This window comes from Actinopolyspora lacussalsi subsp. righensis, assembly GCF_900116555.1.
In the GTDB taxonomy this organism is placed as follows: Bacteria; Actinomycetota; Actinomycetes; order Mycobacteriales; family Pseudonocardiaceae; genus Actinopolyspora; species Actinopolyspora lacussalsi.
Genome location: NZ_FPAT01000004.1, coordinates 206594 through 227880 on the forward strand (window position 1 = coordinate 206594; position 21287 = coordinate 227880).

At 69.4% G+C, this 21287-nt stretch carries 21 protein-coding genes; 3 read left to right on the plus strand and 18 right to left on the minus strand.

Going from position 1 to position 21287, the window contains the following annotated elements; all coding sequences use genetic code 11:
- Window positions 1-69: 69 nt before the first annotated feature.
- From ccsB to BM394_RS09420, 17 genes are all read right to left on the minus strand, one after another.
- Window positions 70-1089, minus strand: coding sequence for a c-type cytochrome biogenesis protein CcsB (gene ccsB, locus BM394_RS09340; RefSeq protein WP_092976774.1), 1020 nt, complete (start codon window positions 1087-1089; stop codon window positions 70-72).
- Window positions 1086-2735 carry a cytochrome c biogenesis protein ResB gene (gene resB, locus BM394_RS09345; RefSeq protein WP_092976777.1) on the minus strand — a complete coding sequence of 550 codons (1650 nt, stop codon included), beginning with the start codon at window positions 2733-2735 and terminating at the stop codon, window positions 1086-1088. The genes ccsB and resB overlap by 4 nt, the downstream gene beginning before the upstream one ends.
- Window positions 2735-3520, minus strand: coding sequence for a cytochrome c biogenesis CcdA family protein (locus BM394_RS09350; protein ID WP_092976780.1), 786 nt, complete (start codon window positions 3518-3520; stop codon window positions 2735-2737). Before BM394_RS09350 ends, resB begins: the two co-directional genes overlap by 1 nt.
- 211 nt (window positions 3521-3731) lie before the next feature.
- The gene (locus BM394_RS09355) at window positions 3732-4490 is read right to left on the minus strand and encodes a TlpA disulfide reductase family protein (protein WP_092976783.1); all 759 of its coding nucleotides are present in this window, start codon (window positions 4488-4490) and stop codon (window positions 3732-3734) included.
- Entirely contained in the window at window positions 4487-5122 is a 636-nt protein-coding gene (locus BM394_RS09360; protein WP_092976786.1) for a histidine phosphatase family protein, read from the minus strand. The genes BM394_RS09355 and BM394_RS09360 overlap by 4 nt, the downstream gene beginning before the upstream one ends.
- Window positions 5119-6468: a glutamate-1-semialdehyde 2,1-aminomutase gene (gene hemL / locus BM394_RS09365; RefSeq protein WP_092976789.1), complete on the minus strand. Its 1350-nt coding sequence runs from the start codon at window positions 6466-6468 to the stop codon at window positions 5119-5121. The genes BM394_RS09360 and hemL overlap by 4 nt, the downstream gene beginning before the upstream one ends.
- Before the next feature lie 186 nt (window positions 6469-6654).
- The gene (locus tag BM394_RS09370; protein WP_245780072.1) at window positions 6655-7086 is read right to left on the minus strand and encodes a hypothetical protein; all 432 of its coding nucleotides are present in this window, start codon (window positions 7084-7086) and stop codon (window positions 6655-6657) included.
- A gap of 24 nt (window positions 7087-7110) precedes the next feature.
- Window positions 7111-7740 carry a hypothetical protein gene (locus BM394_RS09375; protein WP_139235183.1) on the minus strand — a complete coding sequence of 210 codons (630 nt, stop codon included), beginning with the start codon at window positions 7738-7740 and terminating at the stop codon, window positions 7111-7113.
- Window positions 7719-8162 (minus strand): hypothetical protein, encoded by a 444-nt coding sequence (locus BM394_RS09380; protein ID WP_092976795.1) that lies wholly within the window; start codon window positions 8160-8162, stop codon window positions 7719-7721. Before BM394_RS09380 ends, BM394_RS09375 begins: the two co-directional genes overlap by 22 nt.
- 37 nt (window positions 8163-8199) lie before the next feature.
- Window positions 8200-9024 carry a proline-rich domain-containing protein gene (locus BM394_RS22775; protein WP_175530024.1) on the minus strand — a complete coding sequence of 275 codons (825 nt, stop codon included), beginning with the start codon at window positions 9022-9024 and terminating at the stop codon, window positions 8200-8202.
- Between the two features lie 73 nt (window positions 9025-9097).
- Window positions 9098-9655: a hypothetical protein gene (locus tag BM394_RS09390; RefSeq protein WP_245780073.1), complete on the minus strand. Its 558-nt coding sequence runs from the start codon at window positions 9653-9655 to the stop codon at window positions 9098-9100.
- A complete protein-coding gene (gene hemB / locus BM394_RS09395; protein ID WP_092976798.1) occupies window positions 9652-10647 on the minus strand; it encodes a porphobilinogen synthase in 996 nt (331 codons plus the stop codon). The genes BM394_RS09390 and hemB overlap by 4 nt, the downstream gene beginning before the upstream one ends.
- A gap of 313 nt (window positions 10648-10960) precedes the next feature.
- A complete protein-coding gene (locus BM394_RS09400) occupies window positions 10961-12493 on the minus strand; it encodes a bifunctional uroporphyrinogen-III C-methyltransferase/uroporphyrinogen-III synthase (RefSeq protein WP_092976801.1) in 1533 nt (510 codons plus the stop codon).
- A 14-nt stretch (window positions 12494-12507) separates the two neighbouring features.
- On the minus strand, window positions 12508-13446 hold the full coding sequence (gene hemC, locus BM394_RS09405) for a hydroxymethylbilane synthase (protein WP_092976804.1): 939 nt from the start codon (window positions 13444-13446) through the stop codon (window positions 12508-12510).
- Window positions 13443-14867 carry a glutamyl-tRNA reductase gene (locus BM394_RS09410; RefSeq protein ID WP_092976808.1) on the minus strand — a complete coding sequence of 475 codons (1425 nt, stop codon included), beginning with the start codon at window positions 14865-14867 and terminating at the stop codon, window positions 13443-13445. The genes hemC and BM394_RS09410 overlap by 4 nt, the downstream gene beginning before the upstream one ends.
- Window positions 14864-15712 carry a redox-sensing transcriptional repressor Rex gene (locus tag BM394_RS09415; protein ID WP_092926087.1) on the minus strand — a complete coding sequence of 283 codons (849 nt, stop codon included), beginning with the start codon at window positions 15710-15712 and terminating at the stop codon, window positions 14864-14866. The genes BM394_RS09410 and BM394_RS09415 overlap by 4 nt, the downstream gene beginning before the upstream one ends.
- Window positions 15713-16309: 597 nt before the next feature.
- Entirely contained in the window at window positions 16310-16561 is a 252-nt protein-coding gene (locus tag BM394_RS09420) for a glutaredoxin family protein (RefSeq protein WP_092976811.1), read from the minus strand.
- A 410-nt stretch (window positions 16562-16971) separates the two neighbouring features.
- Between BM394_RS09420 and BM394_RS09425 the strand changes: the two genes are divergently transcribed.
- A complete protein-coding gene (locus BM394_RS09425) occupies window positions 16972-17616 on the plus strand; it encodes a sigma-70 family RNA polymerase sigma factor (protein WP_245780074.1) in 645 nt (214 codons plus the stop codon).
- A gap of 337 nt (window positions 17617-17953) precedes the next feature.
- A complete protein-coding gene (locus BM394_RS09430; RefSeq protein ID WP_175530034.1) occupies window positions 17954-18907 on the plus strand; it encodes an HAD family hydrolase in 954 nt (317 codons plus the stop codon).
- A 129-nt stretch (window positions 18908-19036) separates the two neighbouring features.
- Here the strand turns inward: BM394_RS09430 and BM394_RS09435 are convergent, their stop codons facing one another.
- A complete protein-coding gene (locus BM394_RS09435; protein WP_092976817.1) occupies window positions 19037-19519 on the minus strand; it encodes a helix-turn-helix domain-containing protein in 483 nt (160 codons plus the stop codon).
- 364 nt (window positions 19520-19883) lie between these two features.
- On the opposite strand from BM394_RS09435, the gene BM394_RS09440 reads away from it, so the two are divergent.
- The gene (locus tag BM394_RS09440; RefSeq protein ID WP_092976820.1) at window positions 19884-21182 is read left to right on the plus strand and encodes a peptidoglycan-binding protein; all 1299 of its coding nucleotides are present in this window, start codon (window positions 19884-19886) and stop codon (window positions 21180-21182) included.
- Window positions 21183-21287: the final 105 nt, after the last annotated feature.

Below are 21287 nucleotides of genomic sequence, written 5' to 3' on the forward strand. Positions count from 1 at the left end.
GGGCCGCGCGACCGTGAACGCGCCGCCACGGTTCGCCGAAGGGTCACCGACGAGGGAGGAAGCAGCCGGTCACAGTCCCGCGTAGGAGTGCAGCCCGGATATCACGATGTTGATGAAGAACAGGTTGAAGATCATCACCGCCAGGCCGAAGATGTTGATCCAGGCGGCACGGGTCCCCCGCCATCCCGAGGTCGCCCGTGCGTGCAGGTAGGCGGCGTAGACGATCCAGGCGATCAACGAGCAGGTCTCCTTGGGGTCCCAGCCCCAGAAGCGCCCCCAAGCCGCCTCCGCCCACATCGCACCCGCGATGATCGCGAAGGTCCACACCGGCATGATCAGCACGGTGGCGCGATAGGCGAACCGGTCGAGCACCTGGCTGCTGGGCAGCCGCCCACCGATGCGGCCCTGTTCGCCCGGATCGTTCTCGCTCCGGAGCCGAACCAGGAAGAGCACGCTGGCGACACCGGCGAACATCAGCACACCGGTGGACACGATCGCGGCGGAGACGTGGATCCAGAGCCAGTAGGACTGCAGCGCGGGCTGCAGCTGCGAGGCGGTGGCGTACAGCGCGGTGCCGGAAAGGAACAGCAGCAACGTGGTGGGAAGCAGCACGAAACCGCCCAGCCCCCGCAGTTTGGGCGCGGTGGTGGGCTTGCGGACGGCGCGGGACTGCCGGTAGAGCACCACCAGCCATGCCACGACCGCGACCAGGCAGATCGCCGAGCCGAACTCGTACATGTTGCCCCACGGCGCGCGCCCCACGGCCACACCACGGGTGATCAGCGAGAAGGCCTGCACGAGCACGCCGAGCACGGTCACGGCCACGGCCATGCCGCCGAACCGCTCCGACCACGGTTTGCGGGGCTCGGGTTCCAACCGACCGACGACCGGCCCCGATCCCGGTTCCTTGGTGGCTACCCCGCCCGCGCCGACGGTCGCCCGCGCCGGTTCGGCGTTCTCGGCGGCGTTGTCCGTGGCCTTGCCGGAGGCGAACTCGGCGAAGTAGAGCGACATGGCGAGGATGTAGACCACGACCGAGGTCGCGAACGCCATGTCGCTCAAATCGGACAGTGTCTGGTCGACCATCAACTGCTCCTTCCGGGGGAGTCGGTCCTCGACGAGCCCGCGGTGGTTTCCGCACCGCTTCCGAGCAGCTCGTCGGCCAGCTTGGTGAACTCCTCGCCGTAACCGGCCTGATCGGTTCGCGCGAGTCCGCCTATCTCGACCGAGGCACCACCGGTGGTGCCCCCGGCGGCGGAAGCGTTCTCGTCGGTGTCGTTCGAACCGGCCGCGAGGGGTTTGATCCGCAGCCAGATCCGGCGACGCTTGATGCTCAGCGAGGCACCGAGCCCGATAACGATCGCGACGGCGAAGACCAGGACGTAACGCTGGAACGGGTTGTGCGAGATCTGCAGGTTCGCCCAGCGCTCCACCCCGTCGAACCGGATGGTGGTGCCGTCGTCCAACCGAACCGTGTCCCCGACGGCCAGGTTCTCGCGGGCGACCCGGTTCAGCTCACCGGAGTCGATGAGGGACTGGTCCACGCTGAAGATCGACTGCCCCCTGCCGCCCGCGAGCCCGAGCTTGCCCTTGAGCACGTCCACGGCCACCATCGGATCCCGCAGCGCGGGGAAGCGCGAGCTGAGCACCTTGCCGTCGAGGCTGGCGGTGGGCGCGAACAGCCCGGTGATCGCCAGCTGGTTGTTGTGCCTGCGCTGTTCGTTCGACATGCCGGGACGGTCGAACTTGGTGGCGCCCTGCGAGAGCATCGTGGTGGTGTCGACCGGCTGCCACTGCGTCTTCTTGGTCCGCTGGGTGCCGTCCGGGAAGGTGACGGTGAAGATCGGGGTGTAGCCGTTGCCCGTCAGGTAGACGCGGTCGCCCGCCGTGCGCAGCGGGTTGTTGACCCGCAGGTCGTGGGACTTCCAGTCGCCGTTGTCGAGTGCCTCGCCGGCCTGGTACTCGATGTCGGCGTGGAACCGCTCGGGCTGGCCGGAGTGCAGGTAGCGCACGTCGAAGTCGTTGAGCCGCACGCAGAACGGGCTCAGGTTCGTGCCGTCGACCGTCAGGCCCGCGTCGAAGGAGTCGTAGTTGAAGGTTCCCGAGTTGCAGAAACCCTCGTCGCCGACCTTCACGATCTTCTGGCCCTCGTAGCGCATCAGCTGGTCACCGCCGACGGTGATCAGCAGTCCCACCAGCGCGAAGTGGAACACGAGGTTGCCCGCCTCGCGCAGGTAGCCGCGCTCGGCGCTGAACGTGCGGGTGCCGTCCTCCGCCGTGCTCTCGGCCACGCGCCAGCGCCGCAGCCTGCGGCGCGTGAAGTCGGACATCTCGTCCGGCGAGAGCGAGACGGTACCGGCGGCGTGGTGCGGCATCCGCTCGAGGTTGCGCGGGGTACGCACCGGACGCGCACGCAGCTGTCGCAGGTACTCCGCGCTGCGCGGGACCAGACACCCGATCAACGAGACGAACAGCAGCACGTAGATCGCGGCGAACCACACCGAGCTGAACACGTTGAACGCGCCGATGGAGTCGAGAACCTTCGCCCAGGTGGGGTGGTTGTCGTAGAACGTCTCGACGTTCCGGCGGTTCAGCGACCACTGCGGCAGCAACGCGCCGGGAAGCGCCGCGAGCGCCAGCAGGAACAGCAGCACCAGTGCGGTGCGCATCGAGGTGAGCCCACGCCAGGTGTTGCGCAGGAAGGCCAGGACTCGCCGGGGAACCGAAGTGTTCATCAGATGGGCAACTCGAATCCGTTGATGGGGGCGCGCAGCGACGCGATCATGCTTCCCCACAGGCCGGTGACCAGCAGCAGGCCGACGAGTATGAGCAGCACCCCACCGACCCACTGGATGGCGCGGGAGTGCCTGCGCAGCCAGCCGGTGCCGCGTACGGCCCAGCGCGCGCCGAGCGCGAGCACCACGAACGGGATCCCGAGGCCGAGGCAGTAGACCAGCACCAGCACGACACCCCGCAGCGCGGCGCCGCTCTGCCACTGGGTGCTGTAGGCCAGCGAGACGACTCCGGTGAGCGTGGGGCTCAGGCAGGGTGTCCAGCCGAGGCCGAAGACGGCGCCGAGGGCGGGAGCGCCCCATAAGCCGCCGCGCGGCACCCGTCGAACGCGCACGTCACGCTGCAACGCGGGGAACACGCCGAGAAAGACCAGGCCCATGAGCACGGTGACCACACCGCCGAGCCTGCGCAGTACGGGCTCGTTGAGAGCCAGCGCGTCGGAGAGCCCGAGAACCCCGACCGTGGCGATCACGAACACGGCGGTGAACCCGAGCATGAAAAGCAGCGCCGCACCCGCGACCCGCCATCGCCCGTGGCGACGGCCCGCCGTGGTCTCCGCGGTGTCGACCGCCGGCGCGTCGGCACCGACGAGACCGGCCAGATAGGCGAGATAGCCGGGTACCAGCGGAATCACGCAGGGCGAGGCGAAGCTGACCGTGCCGGCGAGAACAGCGAATCCGACCGCCACAATCAGCGGCCCGGTCTGGACTAGCTCGGTCGGATCCACGAACCCGAGGGTAGGTAAGCCACTGCCGAGTCGGCACAGCGCCCCTGGTGACCGAAACCACATCGGGATTGGCGGCCCCGCGCCGGAGCGAACCGTAACGAAGCTTCCCGCGCTGACCGTCCTCGGAGAGCGGTCAGCGTCACACCGAAGCGATGGGGAACGTCCTCACCGGGGAGTCCTCCAACCGGCCGGTTCGGCGACGGCCGGATCGTTACCGACCGGACTCCGGCTGCTCGGACGGGCTCGTTCCACCCGTGCTGCCGGAACCACCCGTGTCACCGGAGTCGCCCGTGTCACCGGAGTCGCCCGTGTCGCCTGCCTCACCCGTGTTTCCGGTCCCACCGGAACCGGAGTCCTCGTTCGCGATGTCGCGAACCTTCGGCAACAGGCCCTTCTCGGTGACCTCGCTCAGGTAGATCGCCGCCACGCGGTGCTCGCGGTCCAGCACCACCGTGGCCGGGGTGGTGCTGCGGGGAAAGCCGTTCAGCGCCAGCATCGCGCGGCCGGACGGGTCGTAGATCGAGGGGTAGTCGACGTCCAGGTTGTGCACGAAGTCCTTGGCGGCGTCGCGGTTGTCGCGCACGTTGATCCCGAGGACCCGCACACCCTGGTCACCGAGTTCGTCCTGCACCGCCTGCAGGTCGTCGGCCTCCGCACGACAGGGCGGGCACCAGGAGCCCCACACGTTGAGCACCACGACCTCGCCGCTGAAGTCCGACAACCGGATGGTGTCGTCGGCGTTGGCCAGCGACTCGCCCTTCAGGCCCGTGACGTGTCCGCGCTCGTCCGGCGAGTAGAACAGCCGCGTCCGCCCGCCCGGCGAGACGAACGTGAACTCACCGTTGTCGGAGACCGCGTTCTCGCTGCCCGCGCACCCGGACAGCAACGCGAACAGCGCGACCAGCGCCAACGCGGCGACAGGCCTGCCCCCGCGACCGCTGCCGCGGCCCCGCGATCGGTCGGATCTCATGCACCGCTCGCTCTCGCGTCGGTCTCGCCCACGGGCTCGGCGTAGGCCAGGCGTTCGAACTTCTCACCCCGGAACACCATGCTGGTCACCGAGGCCAGCGAGCACTGCCTTCTGCGCGGATCGTGCCAGAGCGCCCTGCCCTCGATGAATCTGCGCAGGATCCAGATGGGCAGCTGGTGGGAGACGCAGACCGCCTCACCGGACCCGGCCGCCTCCCGGGCGCGGTGCGCCGCCGCGAGCATCCGGTGCGCGATACCGAGATAGGCCTCACCCCAGGAAGGACGCACCGGGTTCCAGAGCTTCGGCCAGTGGCGCGGCGAGCGCAGCGCGCCGTCACCCACCGACACCCGGCAGCCCTCGAAGCGGTTGGCCGCCTCGATCAGCTGCTCGTCGGTGTCGATGTCCAGCTCGTGCCGCTCGGCAACCGGGTTCGCGGTCTCGGCCGCCCGCTGCATCGGGGAGGCGTGCACCACGCGGACGTCGCGGTCGGACAGGAAACCGGCGACGACCTTGGCCTGCCGCTGCCCCTCCTCGGACAACCGGTAGCCGGGTAAGCGCCCGTACAGGATGCCCTCCGGGTTGTGCACCTCACCGTGCCGCACGAAGTGGACCACGGTCGTTCTGCCGCTCACTTGGACTCCCCCGGCTCGGCCGCTGCCGCCGCGGCGGCGGCGTGTGGCAGCGCCTCGGCGATGATCTCGAAGGCGTTGTCGTCCATGGCCGCGTTGACGAACCAGCACTCGAACGCGCTCGGCGGCGGGTAGACCCCGCGCCGCAGCAGCTCGTGGAAGAAGGCGGGAAACCGCCAGGTCTGCTGTGCCTGCGCACCCGCGAAGTCGTGCACCGGGTTCTCGGTGAAGAAGACGCTGAGCATGTTGCCCGCGAAGGAGATCCGGTGCGGCACTCCCCGCTCGCGCAGCGAATCGCCCAGCAGCTCCCCGAGGCGGCTCGCGTTGCGGTCCAGCGCGGCGTAGACGTCGGCGTCGGCGGCGCGCAGGTTCGCCAGCCCGGCGGCCACCGCCACCGGATTACCGGCGAGGGTGCCCGCCTGGTAAACGGGACCGCGCGGCGCCAGCAGGTCCATCACATCGGCCCGGCCACCGAAGGCGGCGGCGGGCAGCCCGCCCGACATCACCTTGCCGAAGGTGTAGAGGTCACCGGCGACGCCGTCCACGCCGTACCAGCCCGCGCGCGAGACGCGGAAACCGGTCATGACCTCGTCCATCACCAGCAGCGCACCGGCTTCGCGGGTGATCTCGCGCAGCGCGGCGTTGAAACCCTCGCGCGGCGGCACCGCGCCCATGTTGCCCGCGGCGGCCTCGGTGATCACGCAGGCGATCCGGTCGCCGTGCTCGGCGAAGGCCCGCCGCACCGTCTCCAGGTCGTTGTAGGGCACCACGATGGTGTCGGCGGCCTGCGCCTCCGTGACACCGGGAGTGCCGGGCAGCCCGAGGGTCGCCACGCCGGATCCTGCTCCGGCGAGCAGCGAGTCGACGTGACCGTGGTAGCAGCCGGTGAACTTGAGGACCTTGTCGCGGCCGGTGAACGCGCGCGCCAGCCGGATGGAGGTCATGGTGGCCTCGGTGCCGGAGTTGACCAGCCGCACGTGCTCGACGGGATCGACCCGGTCGATGATCTCCTGCGCGAGGTCGATCTCACCGGTGGCGGGAGTACCGAACGAGAGCCCGTCGACGGCGGCCTCGCGCACGGCGCCGACCACGTCGGGGTGGGCGTGCCCGTTGATCATCGGCCCCCACGAGGAGACGAGATCGACGTAGCTGTTGCCGTCGGCGTCCCGGAGGTACGCGCCCTCACCGTGGACCATGAACCGTGGTGTGCCGCCGACCGAGTGGAACGCACGCACCGGGGAGTTGACCCCGCCGGGGGTCACCGCCTCCGCTCGTTCGAAGAGCTGCCGGGAGCGGGGCGCCGGATCGGATGCTGCTGTCGTCGCGTTGGCGGGATTATCGGCAGTCACGCCGCCCAGTTTGCCAGGCAGCGGATGAGTGCTACCCGGGGATCCCCACCCGGGGTGGTGAATCTCGCGACCGCTTCCGGGGCGCTTTCCGGCCGAACCGCTTCCGTTCGAGCGGTGATCGGTCGACGGATGCTCTCGGCCGATCCCGGGTCGTGGGCCGAACCGATCAGTGCGCGGACGTTCGGTTCACGACCGGGAGTCCGAATCCGGGGTCTCCCCGGAGTCGGAGGTGGTCCCGGACTCCGCCGTTCTCCCGGACGCGGGCGTGTCCCCGGAGCGGGGCTCCGACTCGGAACCGCCCCGGGTCGGCTTGCCCGACCGACCGGCGCGCACTCCCAGTGCCAGGTGGCGGAGGGCGTCGATCAACAACAGCCCGCCGACCGTTACCGCGAGCACCGCGAGCGCGACCCAACTGCCCAGCATCCGGGATACGACGGTGCCGCCGGAGGCGTCGGGCAGCTCGATGCGGACCACCGAGTTCTCCCATGCCGGAAAGGCCAGCGCGATCAGCACCGCCGCCAGCAGCACCTCGACCCCGAACACGACCAGGCGCCACGGCTGGTGCAACCGACGTGGTGGCCGCTCGGACGCGGTCGGCTCGGATTGGGGATCATGCACCGAACCAGCATCGCATGCCGTGAGCTACTCCGAACGCAGCAGTGTCACGAGTTCGGCACGCAACGCTTCCGGCGAGCGGGCCCAGGCCAGCACCACGGTCTCGGTTCCGGCCGTGGTGTCGGATTCGAGTCCGCTCACCGGCTCGCTCGCGGTTTCGGCCCCGGCATCAAAGTCGACAGCGGTCACAGGCTCGACAGCGGCACCGGAGCCGCCGGCGCTGTCGGGATCACCAGCGCTGTCGGAGTCACCAGCGCTGTCGGGGTCGGCGGGCTGCCGCAGCAGCAACGGGACCTCGGTCATTCCCTTCGGCACCGTGCTCGCCGCACCGAGTACGCGAGCGGCGCGCGTCGCCGGTTCCGCCTCGGGCAGCACGAGACGGTCGAGCGGGACGGACTCCCCGCCCACGGTCAGCTCCACTGTGGTCAGCGTTACCGAGTGGAAGCGCCTGCGCGCACGGACCCACGGCACCGCCGCCGCTGCCAGCAGGACCGCCAGCACCGGCCACTGCGGCAGGTGCAACGGCCCCGGGGTGGCCAGCTCGACGACGAGGCCGAGCAGGGCGAACGCCGGTCCCCAGAGCAGCGGCCACCAACTCGACCCCGGCTCGGCGTAGCGGACCTCGACGGCTTCGGTCAACGGTCGCCGGCCAGCCATTCCGAGGTTTCCCGGCGCCAGAAGCACGCCCACGCGAGCGCCGCCAGCACGAGCACGATCAGGTTGGAGGCGCTCCAGGATCCGGAAAGCAGCAGCAACAGCACGTGTGCCACGGCGAGCAGGCTGACCGCGATCCGCGCCCAGGAGTGCCGCCGCAGCACCAGCCACGCCAGCCCCGCGTACCCCAGGGCCAACACGACCGCCAGGATCGTGTTGGCCACGAGGAGATCGCGGGCCAGCTGCTCGGCCCGCTCGGGGAGCAGCCCACTGGCCGCGACGAGCCTGCCGCGCAGCGCACCGAGATCGGCCCACGAGATCACGGCACGGACGAGCAGGAAAACGCCGAGCGCCGCCCAGAGCCCCAGTCCCGCTCGCAGCGTCCGCGGCACCCCGGTGGGTACCGGTTCGGAGGTGTTCGTCATCCGTGCCCGTCCCGCTCGCCGTGGTATCGGAGTCCGGTCACCGTCGCGCCGTCGCCCGGAAGAACCCGTTGGACTGCTTGAGGTAGACCAGCACGATGAAAGCGATCATCGCCAGCAGCGTGATGATGCTCTGCGTGTAGCTGGTCACCAGCTGTGCCGTGGAAAGTTCCAGGGTGTAGCTCCCCCCTTCGGGGAATTGCACCGTCTGCGGAATGGCGGCGGTGACCATGCCGCTGAGGGCGTTGAGCATCCAGACACCGGCGAGAACGGTCAGCGTGATCCTGGCCCAGTTGCGGCCCGCGCTCATCTTGAACGCGAAGAAGATCCAGAGTCCGGTGAGCACAACGGAGATGATCAACCAGAACACGACGCCGAACATCATGCCGAACCGCAGCATGTCGTCGCTCATGACCGTGGAGCTGTCGGAGATGTCCTCCAGCATCCGGTTCATGTAGTTCCGCTGCAGCACCATCGAGACCACCGACAGCACCGTGGCCAGTACGGGAACCGCGACCGCGATCCAGAAGGCGATTTTGATCGTGTTCGGTCGTGGTGGGCCCTCGATCTCTTGCGCCGAGACCGGCGGCGCGGCGTAGGGGTTGGGATAGCCGCCCTGCGCCGGACCGGCCGGGTAACCCTGCTGCGGGTAGCCCTGCTGCGGATACCCCTGTCCCGGGTAGCCCTGTCCCGGATATCCCTGCTGGGGATATTCCTGCTGCGGGTGGGGAGCCGGACCGTAGCCGGACTGCGGATCGGGTTGTTGGAAGCCACCCGACTGCGGGTCGGGCTGGTACCCGGGCTGCTGCGGGTACTGCCCCTGATTAGCGGGATCCTGTTCCCAAGGATTCTGTGGGGAAGTCACGCCGAAACCGTAGAAACCCGCCGTCGAGATGTCCAATTTCCGCGGTAGCGGGAAAACCCGCCGGAAACCCCGCTCAGCCGGGGGGACGAACTCCCGGCCCGGCGAAGAAACGCCTGGAATCACCACGCAGCAGCAGCACGAACACCGCGATGTTCAGCGCCGCGATCACAGTGGTGAACAGCACAGTCAGCGGCCCGACCGCCATGTCGGGCATCAGCCGCGGATCCAGCAGCGACCGGGCCATGCTGATGACGAACCACGCGAACAACCTGCCGCCGACGTACAGCCCGCAGAGCACCATCACCAGCACGCGTGCCCAGTTGGCACCACGCGCCATCCGGTTGCCGAAGAACACGTACAACAGCGTCAGCCCGGCCATGAACAACAGCGCGAACATGATCCCGCCGTTGGCCGCCGCGTCCACTTCTTGCTGCGACAGCTCGGGGTTGACCCGCCGCAGCTCGCCGATGAGCATCTCGCGGTCGGCCAACCGCAGCAGCGTGTTCCCCAGCCCCACGAGCGCGGCGGCTATCCACAGCCACCTGGCCAACCACACGGAGCGGGGCGGTGTGGTTGGTGCGGACGAGGTGCGGTGGTCCACACCGCCGTGCGGGTCGGGCGGCGCGGTCACGCGGCATCCCCTCCGGACTCCTCGCGCAGCCAGCGGGCCGCCCGCGCGGCCCAGTAGGTCAGCACGATGTCGGCCCCGGCACGGCGTATCGAGGTCAGGGTCTCCAGCACCGTCCGCTGCCGGTCCAGCCAGCCGCGTTCGACGGCGGCCTCGACCATCGAGTACTCCCCGGAGACCTGGTAGGCCGCGACCGGGACCTCGGAGATCTCGGCGGTCTGCCTGACGAGGTCGGTGTAGGACATGGCGGGTTTGACCATCACCATGTCCGCGCCCTCGGCGATGTCCTGCCCGACCTCGCGGGCCGCTTCCCTGCCGTTGGCCGGGTCCTGCTGGTAGGTCTTGCGGTCCCCGGACAGCTGGGAGTCCACGGCGTCGCGGAACGGGCCGTAGAAGGCGGAGGAGTACTTGGCCGAGTAGGCCAGCAGCGAGGTGTCGTGGAAGCCGGCGGCGTCCAGCGTCTCCCGGATGGCGCCGATCTGCCCGTCCATCATGCCGCTGGGGCCGAGCACGTGCGCTCCCGCCTCGGCCTGCGCCAGCGCCATCTCGCCGTAGAGCCGCAGCGTGCGGTCGTTGTCCACATTGCCCTGGTCGTCCAGCACACCGCAGTGCCCGTGGTCGGTGAACTCGTCCAGGCAGGTGTCGGCCATGAGCACGGTGTCGTCGCCGACCTCGGCCGCGACGTCGCGCAGCGCCACGTTGAGGATCCCGTCCGGGTCGGCGGCGGCCGAGCCGGTGGCGTCCCGTTCACTCGGGACGCCGAACAGCATCAGCCCGCCGACGCCCGCTTCCACGGCGTCCACGGCCGCCGCGCGCAGCGAGTCCCTGGTGTGGTGCGGCACTCCCGGCATGGAGGGAATCTCGACGGGCTCCGTCGCGCCCTCGCGGACGAACATCGGCAGCACCAGGTGCCGCGGCCGCACCTCGGTCTCGGAGACCAGCCGCCGCAGCGCGGCGTTGCGGCGCAGCCTGCGCGGGCGGACCGATGGATACATCTCTCGAACACCTCGCGGGAAAAAAGGGGTGATCCGGCTGTCGAGGTTGGTTGCGTGGCGGAACCTCTCGTGGTGCTCTCGCTGCGGGGAGGCCCGACCTCGGGTAGCGACCTACACAACGTCGGGCCTTCCTCGCGAGAGCACCACGAGAGAACCCGCGGCGGTGCCGGCTGCGAGAGTGGTCGGAGTGCTCCCCGGCAACGCCGAGGAGCACCACTCGGTTCACGATCCGGCCGAAAATCTCACCGAGATTTTCGGCTACCGCCGGAGGTTCCGCCGAGCGACCAAGCAGGCAGCCCAGGGCACACGCGAATTACGAACGGCGGGTGCGCTTGGCCTTCTTGGGCGGTGGAAGGGCACCCTCGGCACGCAGCTTGGCCGCGTGCTCGGCCAACGAGTCGACCAGGGACGGCACCTGGGCCTGGTCCGGCCGCACGTCCACCCGGAGCCCGAACTCCTTGGCGGTCTCGGCCGTCTTGGGGCCGATGCAGGCCACCAGCGTCCTGGCGTGCGGCTTACCCGCGATGCCGACCAGGTTCCGCACGGTCGACGAGGAGGTGAAGCACACCGCGTCGAACCCACCCGTCTTGATCATCTCGCGGGTCTCGGCGGGCGGCGGCGCGGCGCGGACGGTGCGGTAGGCCGTGACGTCGTCCACCTCCCAACCGCGCTCGGTCAGCCCGGCCGACAGCGTCTCGGTGGCGATGTCGGCGCGCGGCAGCAGCACCCTGGCGACGGGGTCGAGCACGTCGTCGTGCGGCGGGAAGTCCTGCAGCAGCCCCTCGCTCGACTGGTCACCGGAGGGCAACAGCTCGGGGTTGATCCCGAAGGAACGCACCTTCTCGGCCGTGGCCTCCCCGACGCAGGCGATCTTGACGCCGGAGAACGCGCGCGCGTCGAGGCCGAACTCGTGGAACTTCTCCCACACCGCGCGGACCGCGTTGGCGGAGGTGAACACGACCCACTGGTAGCGGCCGTCCACCAGCCCCTTGACAGCCCGCTCCATCTGGGCCGGGCTGCGCGGCGGCTCCACCGAGATGGTGGGGACCTCGTGCGCGACGGCACCGTGTGACCACAGCCGGTCACTCATCGCCCCGGCCTGATCCTTGGTACGCGGCACCAGGACCTTCCAGCCGTAGAGCGCCCTGGTCTCCCACCAGGAAAGCGCCGCGCGGTTGCCCGCGGCGGTGCCGACGGTGACCACCAGCTGTCCCTGGAGCTCACCGGCGTCGCCGGGCAGCGAGGCCAGGGTGGTGTCGATGGTGCGCTCGGACACGGTGGTTCCGGAGGCGGTGACCGCGGCCGGAGTCTGCGGGCTCATGCCGTGCTCGGTCAGCGCCGAGGCCGCCTCCGCGAGGTGACTGCCGGAAGCGTGCAGCACGACCGGGCCGTTGGTGGAGGCCAGCGCGGCCCAGTCCACCTCGCCGCGCACGTCGACCTCCGCGTGTGCGGAGCCGAGCGCGACGCCCGCGTAGGCGGGAACGGCCGTCCCCGCGGACACTCCCGGAACCACTTCGAAGGAGACGTCGGTCTTGGCGATCTCCTGCACCTCGCGCACCACCGCGTCGGCGGTGAACGGGTCACCGGCGACCAGCCGCACCACGGGGCGGCCGGTCTGGGCCTCGCCCGCCAGGTTGCCCGCCACGTCGGCGGGATCACCGACGGCCGGACGCACCTCGGCGGCGTCGTCGGCGAGTCCGGACACCTCGGCGGGCACGTCCGGATCGGTGACGACGAGCGAAGCGTGTGTAAGCAACTGTCTGGCCCGGACGGTGAGCAGGCCCGAATCACCGGGACCGGAGCCCACGAAAGCCACTCGTCCGGGGGTATTGCGTGCTCGGGTCATCAGGGCACTCCCCATCAACTACTGCCGGGGCCGCTGAGCGACGCGGCCCTGGCTTCGAGCAGCTGGGCGGCGACATCCCTGCCCAGCTGCTCAGCGGCGGTCGTCTCACCAGTGGCGGATGCGCGCACCAACCTGTTCTCGTCGGTCGCCACCACCCCGCGCATGGACAGCCGGTAAACCACACGGCCGTCGTCGTCGAGGTCCTCCACCACCCCGGCCAATGCGCCGACGGGCGCAGTACAGCCGGCTTCGAGCGCTGCCAACATGGCGCGCTCGGCGGCCACCGCGACGCGGCTGGCCTCATCGTCCAACACGGACTGCAGCAAGTGCTCGGTGTCCACGTCGTCGACGCGACATTCCACCGCCAGCGCGCCCTGAGCGGGTGCGGGCAGCATCTGCAGTGGATCGAGCGATTCAGTGATCACCTCAAGCCGGCCCACCCTGGCCAGGCCCGCGCGGGCCAGAACGACGGCGTCCAGCTCGCCGTCGCTCACCTTGCGCATTCGGGTGTCCACATTGCCACGAATACCGCGCGTTTCCAGCCCCAGTCCCAGGGCTTCCAGCTGGCTTGCGCGGCGCGGCGAACCGGTCCCCACGACGGAGCCCGGCGGCAGTTCCCCCAACGTCAGATCGTCCCGTGCCACCAGCGCGTCCCGGGGGTCCTCCCTCGGTGGGACGGCCGCCAGTGCCAGTCGGGGATCGGGCGCGGTGGGCAGATCCTTGTACGAGTGCACCGCCACATCGACCTCTCCGGCGGCGAGTGCCTCGCGCAACGCGGAGGTGAAAACACCGACACCGATCTCGGTGACCGGGGCCTGTGACTGGTCACCGGACGTGGCGATCCGGACCAGTTCGGTCGTGTAACCGGCGCGTTCCAACTCCTCGGCGACCATGGAACTCTGCGCCATCGCCAGCGCACTTCCCCTGGTGCCGATCCGGAGGGTTCTGGTCAACGGTCCTCACCGTCCTGTTCGGAACGATCGCGCGAGACCGCGGCGGCCCTGGGAGGCTGGGCGTGCGAGACCGAGGTGCGCGTGCCCGACACGGCGTGCTCGCCCTCCTCGACGGCCTGCGGGGTGCCGATGGCCGCGGCGGTTTGCGGATCGAGTTCGAATAGCTCACGAAGCGCGTCGGCGTAACCGGAGCCGCCCGGGGCCGACGCCAGTTGTTTGACCCGGACGGTCGGAGCGTGCAGCAGCTTGTCCACCACGCGGCGGACGGTACGGGCGAGCTCCCCGCGGACGTCCGTGTCGAGCTCGGGCAGCCGGGAGTCCAACCGGAGCAGTTCGGAGTCCACGACCTCCGCCGCGCGCTTGCGCAACGCGGTCACGGTGGGGGTCACCTCGGCCGAACGCTGCGCGGCCAGGTAGGAGCGGACCTCCTCCGCGATGATGTCGCCCGCCTCCTGCCTGGCTCCACCACCGTGCTGATCGGCCAGCCTGCGCTGCAGCGACTCCAGGTCCACCACGGTGACGCCCGCCAGCTCGGCCACCTCGGGCTCGATGTCGCGCGGCAGCCCGAGATCGCAGCACAGCAGCGGTGCGTCCGAGGACCTCTCCGCGAGAGCGCTCGACACGGTGGCGGTGTCGACCACGGCCCCGACGGCTCCGGTGCAGGTGACAACCAGGTCCGCGTCGCGGATGGCGCCGCTGAGCTCGGAAAGCGCGACCGTGTCGGCCGACAGCCCCTCCGAACGCAGCGACTCGGCCAGCCGGTCACCGTTGCCGGAGGTGCGGTTGGCGATCACCACCTCGGCGACCCCGAGCCGTTTGAGCTGCGAAGCGGCCAACGCGCCCATCGATCCCGCACCGACCAGCAGGGCGGAACGGCCCGAAAGGCTCGTCAACACGTTCTCGGCGTCGGACAGCGCCTCGGAGACCACCGAGGCTCCGGCGGCGTCGATGTCGGTCTCGGAGTGCACCCGTTTGCCGACCCGGAGCGCCTGCTGCGCCAACTCGTGCAGTGTCTTGCCGACCGTCTCGGCCTCGTCGGCGTCGCTGTACGCCTGCCGCAGCTGCCCGAGGATCTGGGCCTCGCCGACGACCATCGAGTCCAGCCCGGCGGCGACGGAGAACAGGTGCTCGACGACGGCTCCGGCGTAGTGCACGTAGAGGTGGTCGGCCAGTTCGCTGAACTCGACCCCGGCGTGCCTGGAAAGCACCGAGGTGACGTCGTCGAGACCACCGTGGAAGGTTTCGGTCACCGCGTAGACCTCCACGCGGTTGCACGTGGCCACCAGCATCGCCTCGCAGATGTGCTCGCTGCGAAGCAGCTCGTGCAGCAGCTTGCCGACGTCGTCGGCACCGACCGCCATGCGTTCGAGCATTCGTACCGGGGAACTGTTGTGCGACAGACCGACGGTGAGCAGATTCACGGCCGAACCACCATCCCGTCCACCGGGCTGATCCCGGTGTTCACATCACGATTTTCCGACTGGGGCGCCCCGGTCGCCGCGTGCTCGGAGTCGGTGGAGTCGGGGGTTTCCTGACTCCGCCGGGCCACGTGGAAGGACAGGATCTGCATCTCCACGGCGAGATCGACCTTGCGCACCTCGACCTCCTCGGGGACCTGCAGAACCACGGGCGCGAAATTCAGGATGCACCGAACCCCCGCCTTGACCAACCGGTCACAGACGTCCTGGGCACCTTTCGCGGGAGTGGCTATGGCGCCGATGGTCACGTCCCGTTCGGCACACACCCGGGGAATGTCGTCGACGTGGTCGACCGGGATGCCGCCGACGGGAACCCCCATCAGGTCGGGATCGAGATCGAACAGCGCCGCGACGGGAAAGCCCCGGCTGGGAAAACCACCGTAGTTCGCCAGTGCGTGTCCCAGGTTGCCGATACCGATCACCGCGACCCTGTTCTGCTGGGTCAACCCCAGGGTGCGTTCGATCTGCCCGATGAGTACGGCGACCTCGTAGCCGACTCCCCTGGTGCCGTAGGAGCCTATGTAGGAGAGATCCTTGCGGAGCTTCGCCGAGTTCACACCGGCCGCGACGGCCAGCTCCTCGCTGGAGACGGTGTGCACCTCCCGCTCGTGGAGACCGGAAAGCACACGCAGGTACACCGCGAGCCGTGCCACGGCCGCTTCCGGGATCGACCTGGCGCGATCCTGCGGCTCGGGGATGCTCACCCCTTCCGACTCCGACGACCGCGATTCCGCCGTGCTCGCGGCTTTCGCCTCGCCGTCTCGCACGTCGTCTCCGTGCGCCGTCACGCTGGATCTCCCTCGAGCTGCCTGCTGTTGCTTTCGTCGGTGGCCGGAGGAAGCGCGAACCGGTGGTCGCCCCGTTGGACAACGTGACGACCGGTTGGACGCAGCACCGACCACGAAGGGGTGACTTCCGGGGGCGCGTACCAACGCCACCAGTAATCGCGTGCGGAGATTCCGCGGAACGAGTCCGGCAACACGACACCGCCCACCGTAGCTATTTGTGAACACATGCACAAAGTCGACCCGGCCCGTAGTAACGAGCCCCACAACCATCCGAACGCCCTACCGGACACGGGGCCGAATTCTCGGGCTGTCGCCGGGCTCGACCGTGCTGTCGTGGACCCGCCGACCCGATCGTCCGTTCCCCCGGCTTCCCGAAGGACCCGCGGGTGGGCACCAGTTCCGGATCCGGTCCGACCGGACCGAGCCGTGGAACAGGTACTGAACACATCCTCCCCGACAGCCCCCCGAGGTGCCAAAACGAGTGGTCTGCGGGCCGCGACGCCTTCGAGAGGACCTGAACGAGGAGCTCCGACGACACCGGTGGCACGTGGTTCGGAAGGGGTCGCGGCGATCCGGTTTCAGCGGGCCGTCCCGATCTCAGCGGGCCAGCGCGGCGCGCAGCCGCTGCGGCTCCACCTTCCAGAATCCGTGCTCGACGCCGTCGACGAGTATCACCGGGACCCTGTCGCCGTACTCCGCCCTGAGCTCGGCGTCGGCGTCGACGTCCGAGGTGCTCCAGGAGACCCCCATCTCGGAGCACACGCCGTCGATCTCGGCCGCGGCGGTGTCACAGGCGGGACAGTCCCGCCGAACGAGCAGCGTCACCTCGTGCGTGGCCGTCTCGGACACCGGTACCCCCTCGTCTCGAAGTTTCGCGGACACGATCGTCCGTCACGGGTGATTGTCCATCCCACTGCCGATCCGAACGGCTCCGGCTCACCCGGTGAGCGGGGAGAACGGCGGATCGCGGGTGGTGGAAATCACCGGAATCCGCGCGCGGAGGACGAGGGCAGGCGGGGGCTCCGGGGAATCGGTATCAATTCGACCCCCGAATGCACTACCTACCCGGCAGTAACAAGACGTATGCTGCCGATCCTGACAACCGATTCCCGACGAGGCTCGCACGATCACACCGAAGACTCCAGGGACCAGAAATGCTTCAGGCAACGGTGCAACATCAGCGAACGCCGCGACTCCCCCCTGCACGCCACGAGGCGCGCCAGCAGTCGTCAGCAGCCCCGTTACGCGAGGAGCCCTCGGTGGCACGGGAGCCGACACCGGCCGAGGAATCACGGCTACCCGCCGAACCACCGTCACCGCTCCCGGCCGTGCCGGAGCCCGGTGAGCCCGACGGCTGGAGCCACGTGCGCGCCGCGCAGGACGGTGACAACCAGGCGTTCGGCAGGCTCTACGACCAGTACGCGCACCTGGTCTACCGGTACGTGCTGCTGCGGGTCAGCGACCACTGCCTCGCGGAGGACATCACCAGCGAGACCTTCGCCCGAGCGTTGCGGCGGATAGCCTCGGTGAGCTACCAGGGACGCGATGTCGCCGCCTGGTTCATCACCATCGCCAAGAACCTGCTGCTGGACCACATCAAGTCCAGCCGCAACAAGCTGGAGGTCCCGCTCGCCGATCCGAGCGAGGCCAACAGCGGCGGCACCCCGCAACAACCGACGGGACCGGAACAGCACGTGCTGGCCGAAGCGGCCCACCACGAACTGATGGACTGCGTCCGCAGGCTCAACCCGGATCAGCGGGAGTGCATCAGGCTGCGCTTCCTGCTGGGCCTGTCGGTGACCGAGACGGCCGGTGTCATGAATCGCAACGAGGGAGCGGTGAAGGCACTGCAGCACCGGGCGATACGCAGACTGGCGCAGCTGCTGCCGGACGATCCGCGCTGAGACCGCCCCGCCGATACGGCGGCAGGCGAACCCTGAGGGCCGCGGAAATCGCGGACGACCACCTCGCTCCGCGGAGCGAGACACACCCCGCCACTGCCACCGGCACCACCGCGACCGAGCCCGGACGGCCACACTCGTACGGCCACGGGGCAGGACGACGCGAACTCGCGATCACTCCCACCGTTGGAACGACGCCGCCCCCGACTGGGTCAACACCGAAAACGGACAATACATCTAAGCTAGGAATGCTGGTGGTGGGCAACAGCACGAGAGCGGGTCCCACCGCTCGCGGACCAGCAGCGAACGGACGACTCCGGAGGGACCGGGAGGCGCGGCGGTGCCGACACGGCCAGGCTCAGCCGAGGAAACCAACGACGGGGACCAGCACGACAACGTGTCCGAACCACGGGAGCCGGAGCTGGCGGACGCCCCGGACAGCGCCGAAGTCGCGGGACGCGCTTCGGCGGAGGCGGCTGTCACCACGACCTCGGACGACGAGAACACGGCGACATCGCCGGATCTCACCGCGGCCGCGTTCTTCGACGTGGACAACACGATGATGATGGGGGCGTCACTGTTCCACTTCGCCAGGGGTCTGGCGGCTCGGAAGTTCGTCCGAGCGGGGGATCTGGCCGGGTTCGCCTGGCAACAGATCAAGTTCCGCATCGGGGGCGCGGAGAACGCGACGGATCTGCAATCCAGCCGGGAGCAGGCGCTCTCGTTCGTCGCGGGCCGCGATGTCTCGGACCTCGAAGGACTCAGCGAGGAGATCTACGACGAACTGATGGCCGACCGGATCTGGGCGGGCACCAGGGCACTGGCCCAGATGCATCTCGACGCGGGCCAGCGGGTGTGGCTGGTGACGGCGACTCCGGTGGAGCTGGCGCAGGTAATGGCACGCAGGCTCGGGCTGACCGGTGCTCTCGGCACCGTCGCCGAACACGAGCGGGGTGTCTACACCGGCAAACTCGTGGGGGAGATGCTGCACGGCGGCGCGAAGGCACACGCGGTACGGGCACTGGCGGCCAGCGAGGGGCTGGATCTGCGCCGCTGCACCGCGTACTCGGACTCGGCCAACGACGTTCCGATGTTGTCGGTGGTGGGAACGGCCGTGGCCGTCAATCCGGACCAGCGGCTGCGCGAGACGGCACGCGCGCGCGGCTGGGACATCCGTGACTTCCGAACCGGCCGCAAGGCCGCGCGGATCGGGGCCCGTTCCGTACTGGGGATGGGGGCGTTGGGAGCGGGACTGGCCGCGGGAGTCGCGTTCCGCCGCAGGGATCGTTCCTGACCGGCCGATCGAGTGGTTCACCGGCCCACCCGGTAGTCCGGTGCGCCGACCACGTGAGGAGCCGGCCAGTCGCGCGAGCGGCCCGCTACCCGAACGACCTGCCACACGAACGGACAGCGTCCCCGGGGCTCAATCATGGGCCCGCGCCGCCCACACCCCGAGCAGGCAGCCCACGCCCAGACCGCAGAGCGTGCCGCCGAGCACGAGACCGATCGGCACACGGTGCCGACTCGTCGACGACGACGGACTCGGCGGGTTCACCGGTTCCGGGACGAGCACCTCACCCTCGCCGGTTCCCCGGTCCGAACCGGACTCGACCACCTGCCGGTGCTGCCGCGAAACCGTCCACCGCGCACGTTCCCGGTGCGCCGCTTCCCACAGCGCCAGCACACCTTCGTGATCGGCCTCCACCGCCCGACAGAAGGCCAGCACCGCCTGATAGGGCGGCAGACTCCTACCGCTGAGATAGCGCCCCCACGAGGACTTGCTGTAGTTCGTCCGTTCCCCCAGCGCCGCCAACGTGAGTCCGCTGCGCGCCCGAAGTCTTCGCAACTGAGCCACGAGCTCGTCGGTCCCCACCGTCTCAGCGCTCCGATCACCCTGTCGTGACATGCTCCGGTCCTCTCGTGACGGTCGTACGCACCTGAATCGACGCGGTGTGACAAACCGTTCGGCGGTTGCCGCGATCACGGATGACTCTAGACGGTGTGTCCCGTTTCGACAGTGCTTCAGCGCGGCGAACACCCCGGCTTCGTTCGCCGTCCCGCACGGTCCGGAAATTCCCGTCAGTTCCCACAGCCCTGGTCGCGGGGACGGGACACCGCGATGATTCCGGAACGACAACTTCGCCGGGCGACGACCGTGTTCCGACACGTCTCCTTCCGACGAGCGGAGGTGGATCGGTCCACCTCCCGCGTCCGAGGCGCGGTGCTCGCCGCGAACACGCCCGGCTTTCCGCTCGTTCGGAAAGGAATCCATGCGCAAGTCAGGTTTACCCAAGGTGGGGGTGCGGCACCTGCTGGCCGGGTTGTTCGCGCTGCTCATAGCGGCCACGGGCGCGGTCGCGGCCCCCGGCCAGTCGGCGGCGGCGCCCAGCCTGTCGGTTCGCGAGGTTCAGCAGGACCTCGCGGGGCTCGGTTACCTGCCCTGGGCGGGTGTGGACGGTATCGACGGTCCGCAGACCTCCGGGGCCATCACCAAGTTCCAGTCCTCGCAGTGCCTCGCGGTGGACGGCATCGCCGGCCCCGACACGACCACCGCGTTGATGGACAAGGTCAAGGAGGTCCAACGAGCGGCCCACACCACCGCCGACGGTGTCTACGGACTGTGGACGCTCCAGAGCGTCGAGCGTTATCAGCTCGAGCACAACCTCACCTACGACGGCATCGCCGGGCCACAGACCATGAGCTCGATGGGGATCGAGCGGCGGAAGGGCTGTTCCGACGACGTCCAGGGGTTGCCCTACCCCTCCTCGTACACCCATCAGGTGCAGTGGAACCTGGCGGGAATGGGTTACCTGCCGTGGAGCGGGATCGACGGCATCGTCGGGCCGCAGACGCGTTCGGCGACCATGGAGTTCCAGCGGGACGCCTGCATCTCCACCGACGCGATCGCGGGCCCGGTGACCGGTGACCACCTGAGCCAGCAGATCACGGAGATCCAGCGAGCCGCGGGAACCGCCGTCGACGGTGCCTACGGCCCGAACACCCGCGCCGCGGTCGAGGACTACCAGAGCGCTCACGGCCTGGCCGTGGACGGCATGGCCGGGCCGAACACCATGAACGAGATGGGCATCGCCCGGGTGATGTGCGACCAGTCCTCCGGAGACCCGACTCCTCCGGCCGACGGGTCGACGCGGGAGCAGATCGTGTCGATCGCCGCGGGCGAGCACGGCTACCAGGAATACGGCACGAACTGCCAGAAGTACGACGACTGGTGCGCCGCGTGGTGCGCCCGGTTCGGCACCTGGGTGTGGCAGAACGCGGGGGTCGACGTACCGACCTACTGGTTCACCGGGGACTGGTACCGCTGGGGACTGGGCAACGGGCACTCCGTGCCCGCCTCGCAGGGTTTCTCCAACATCAAGCCGGGTGACGCGGTCTTCTGGGGATCAGGGCCGTCGAACACCTCGACCAGCTATCACGTGGACCTCGTCGAGTCGGTCAACGCGGACGGCACGTTGAACCTCATCGGCGGCAACGTTTCCGACGCCGTCAGCCGCAAGTACAACGTGGACCCGTACTCGAGCGACATCTACGGCTACACCAGCCCGTAACCGGTCGAGGTGTTCTCGCGCCGTGCGAGGAACCACCGGCTGACCGCGAACCGGACCCGATCGGCTCCGTCACCGGTGGGCCTCGCACGGCCCCCATCCACCGAG

Excerpts from the sequence above, each read along its gene's own strand:
- BM394_RS09355 (WP_092976783.1), bottom strand. The coding sequence starts at position 4,490 with ATGAGATCCGACCGATCGCGGGGCCGCGGCAGCGGTCGCGGGGGCAGG.
- BM394_RS09435 (WP_092976817.1), bottom strand. The coding sequence starts at position 19,519 with ATGTCACGACAGGGTGATCGGAGCGCTGAGACGGTGGGGACCGACGAG.
- BM394_RS09375 (WP_139235183.1), bottom strand. The coding sequence starts at position 7,740 with ATGGCTGGCCGGCGACCGTTGACCGAAGCCGTCGAGGTCCGCTACGCC.
- hemB (WP_092976798.1), bottom strand. The coding sequence starts at position 10,647 with ATGTATCCATCGGTCCGCCCGCGCAGGCTGCGCCGCAACGCCGCGCTG.
- BM394_RS09440 (WP_092976820.1), top strand. The coding sequence starts at position 19,884 with ATGCGCAAGTCAGGTTTACCCAAGGTGGGGGTGCGGCACCTGCTGGCC.
- BM394_RS09380 (WP_092976795.1), bottom strand. The coding sequence starts at position 8,162 with ATGACGAACACCTCCGAACCGGTACCCACCGGGGTGCCGCGGACGCTG.
- resB (WP_092976777.1), bottom strand. The coding sequence starts at position 2,735 with ATGAACACTTCGGTTCCCCGGCGAGTCCTGGCCTTCCTGCGCAACACC.
- BM394_RS09400 (WP_092976801.1), bottom strand. The coding sequence starts at position 12,493 with ATGACCCGAGCACGCAATACCCCCGGACGAGTGGCTTTCGTGGGCTCC.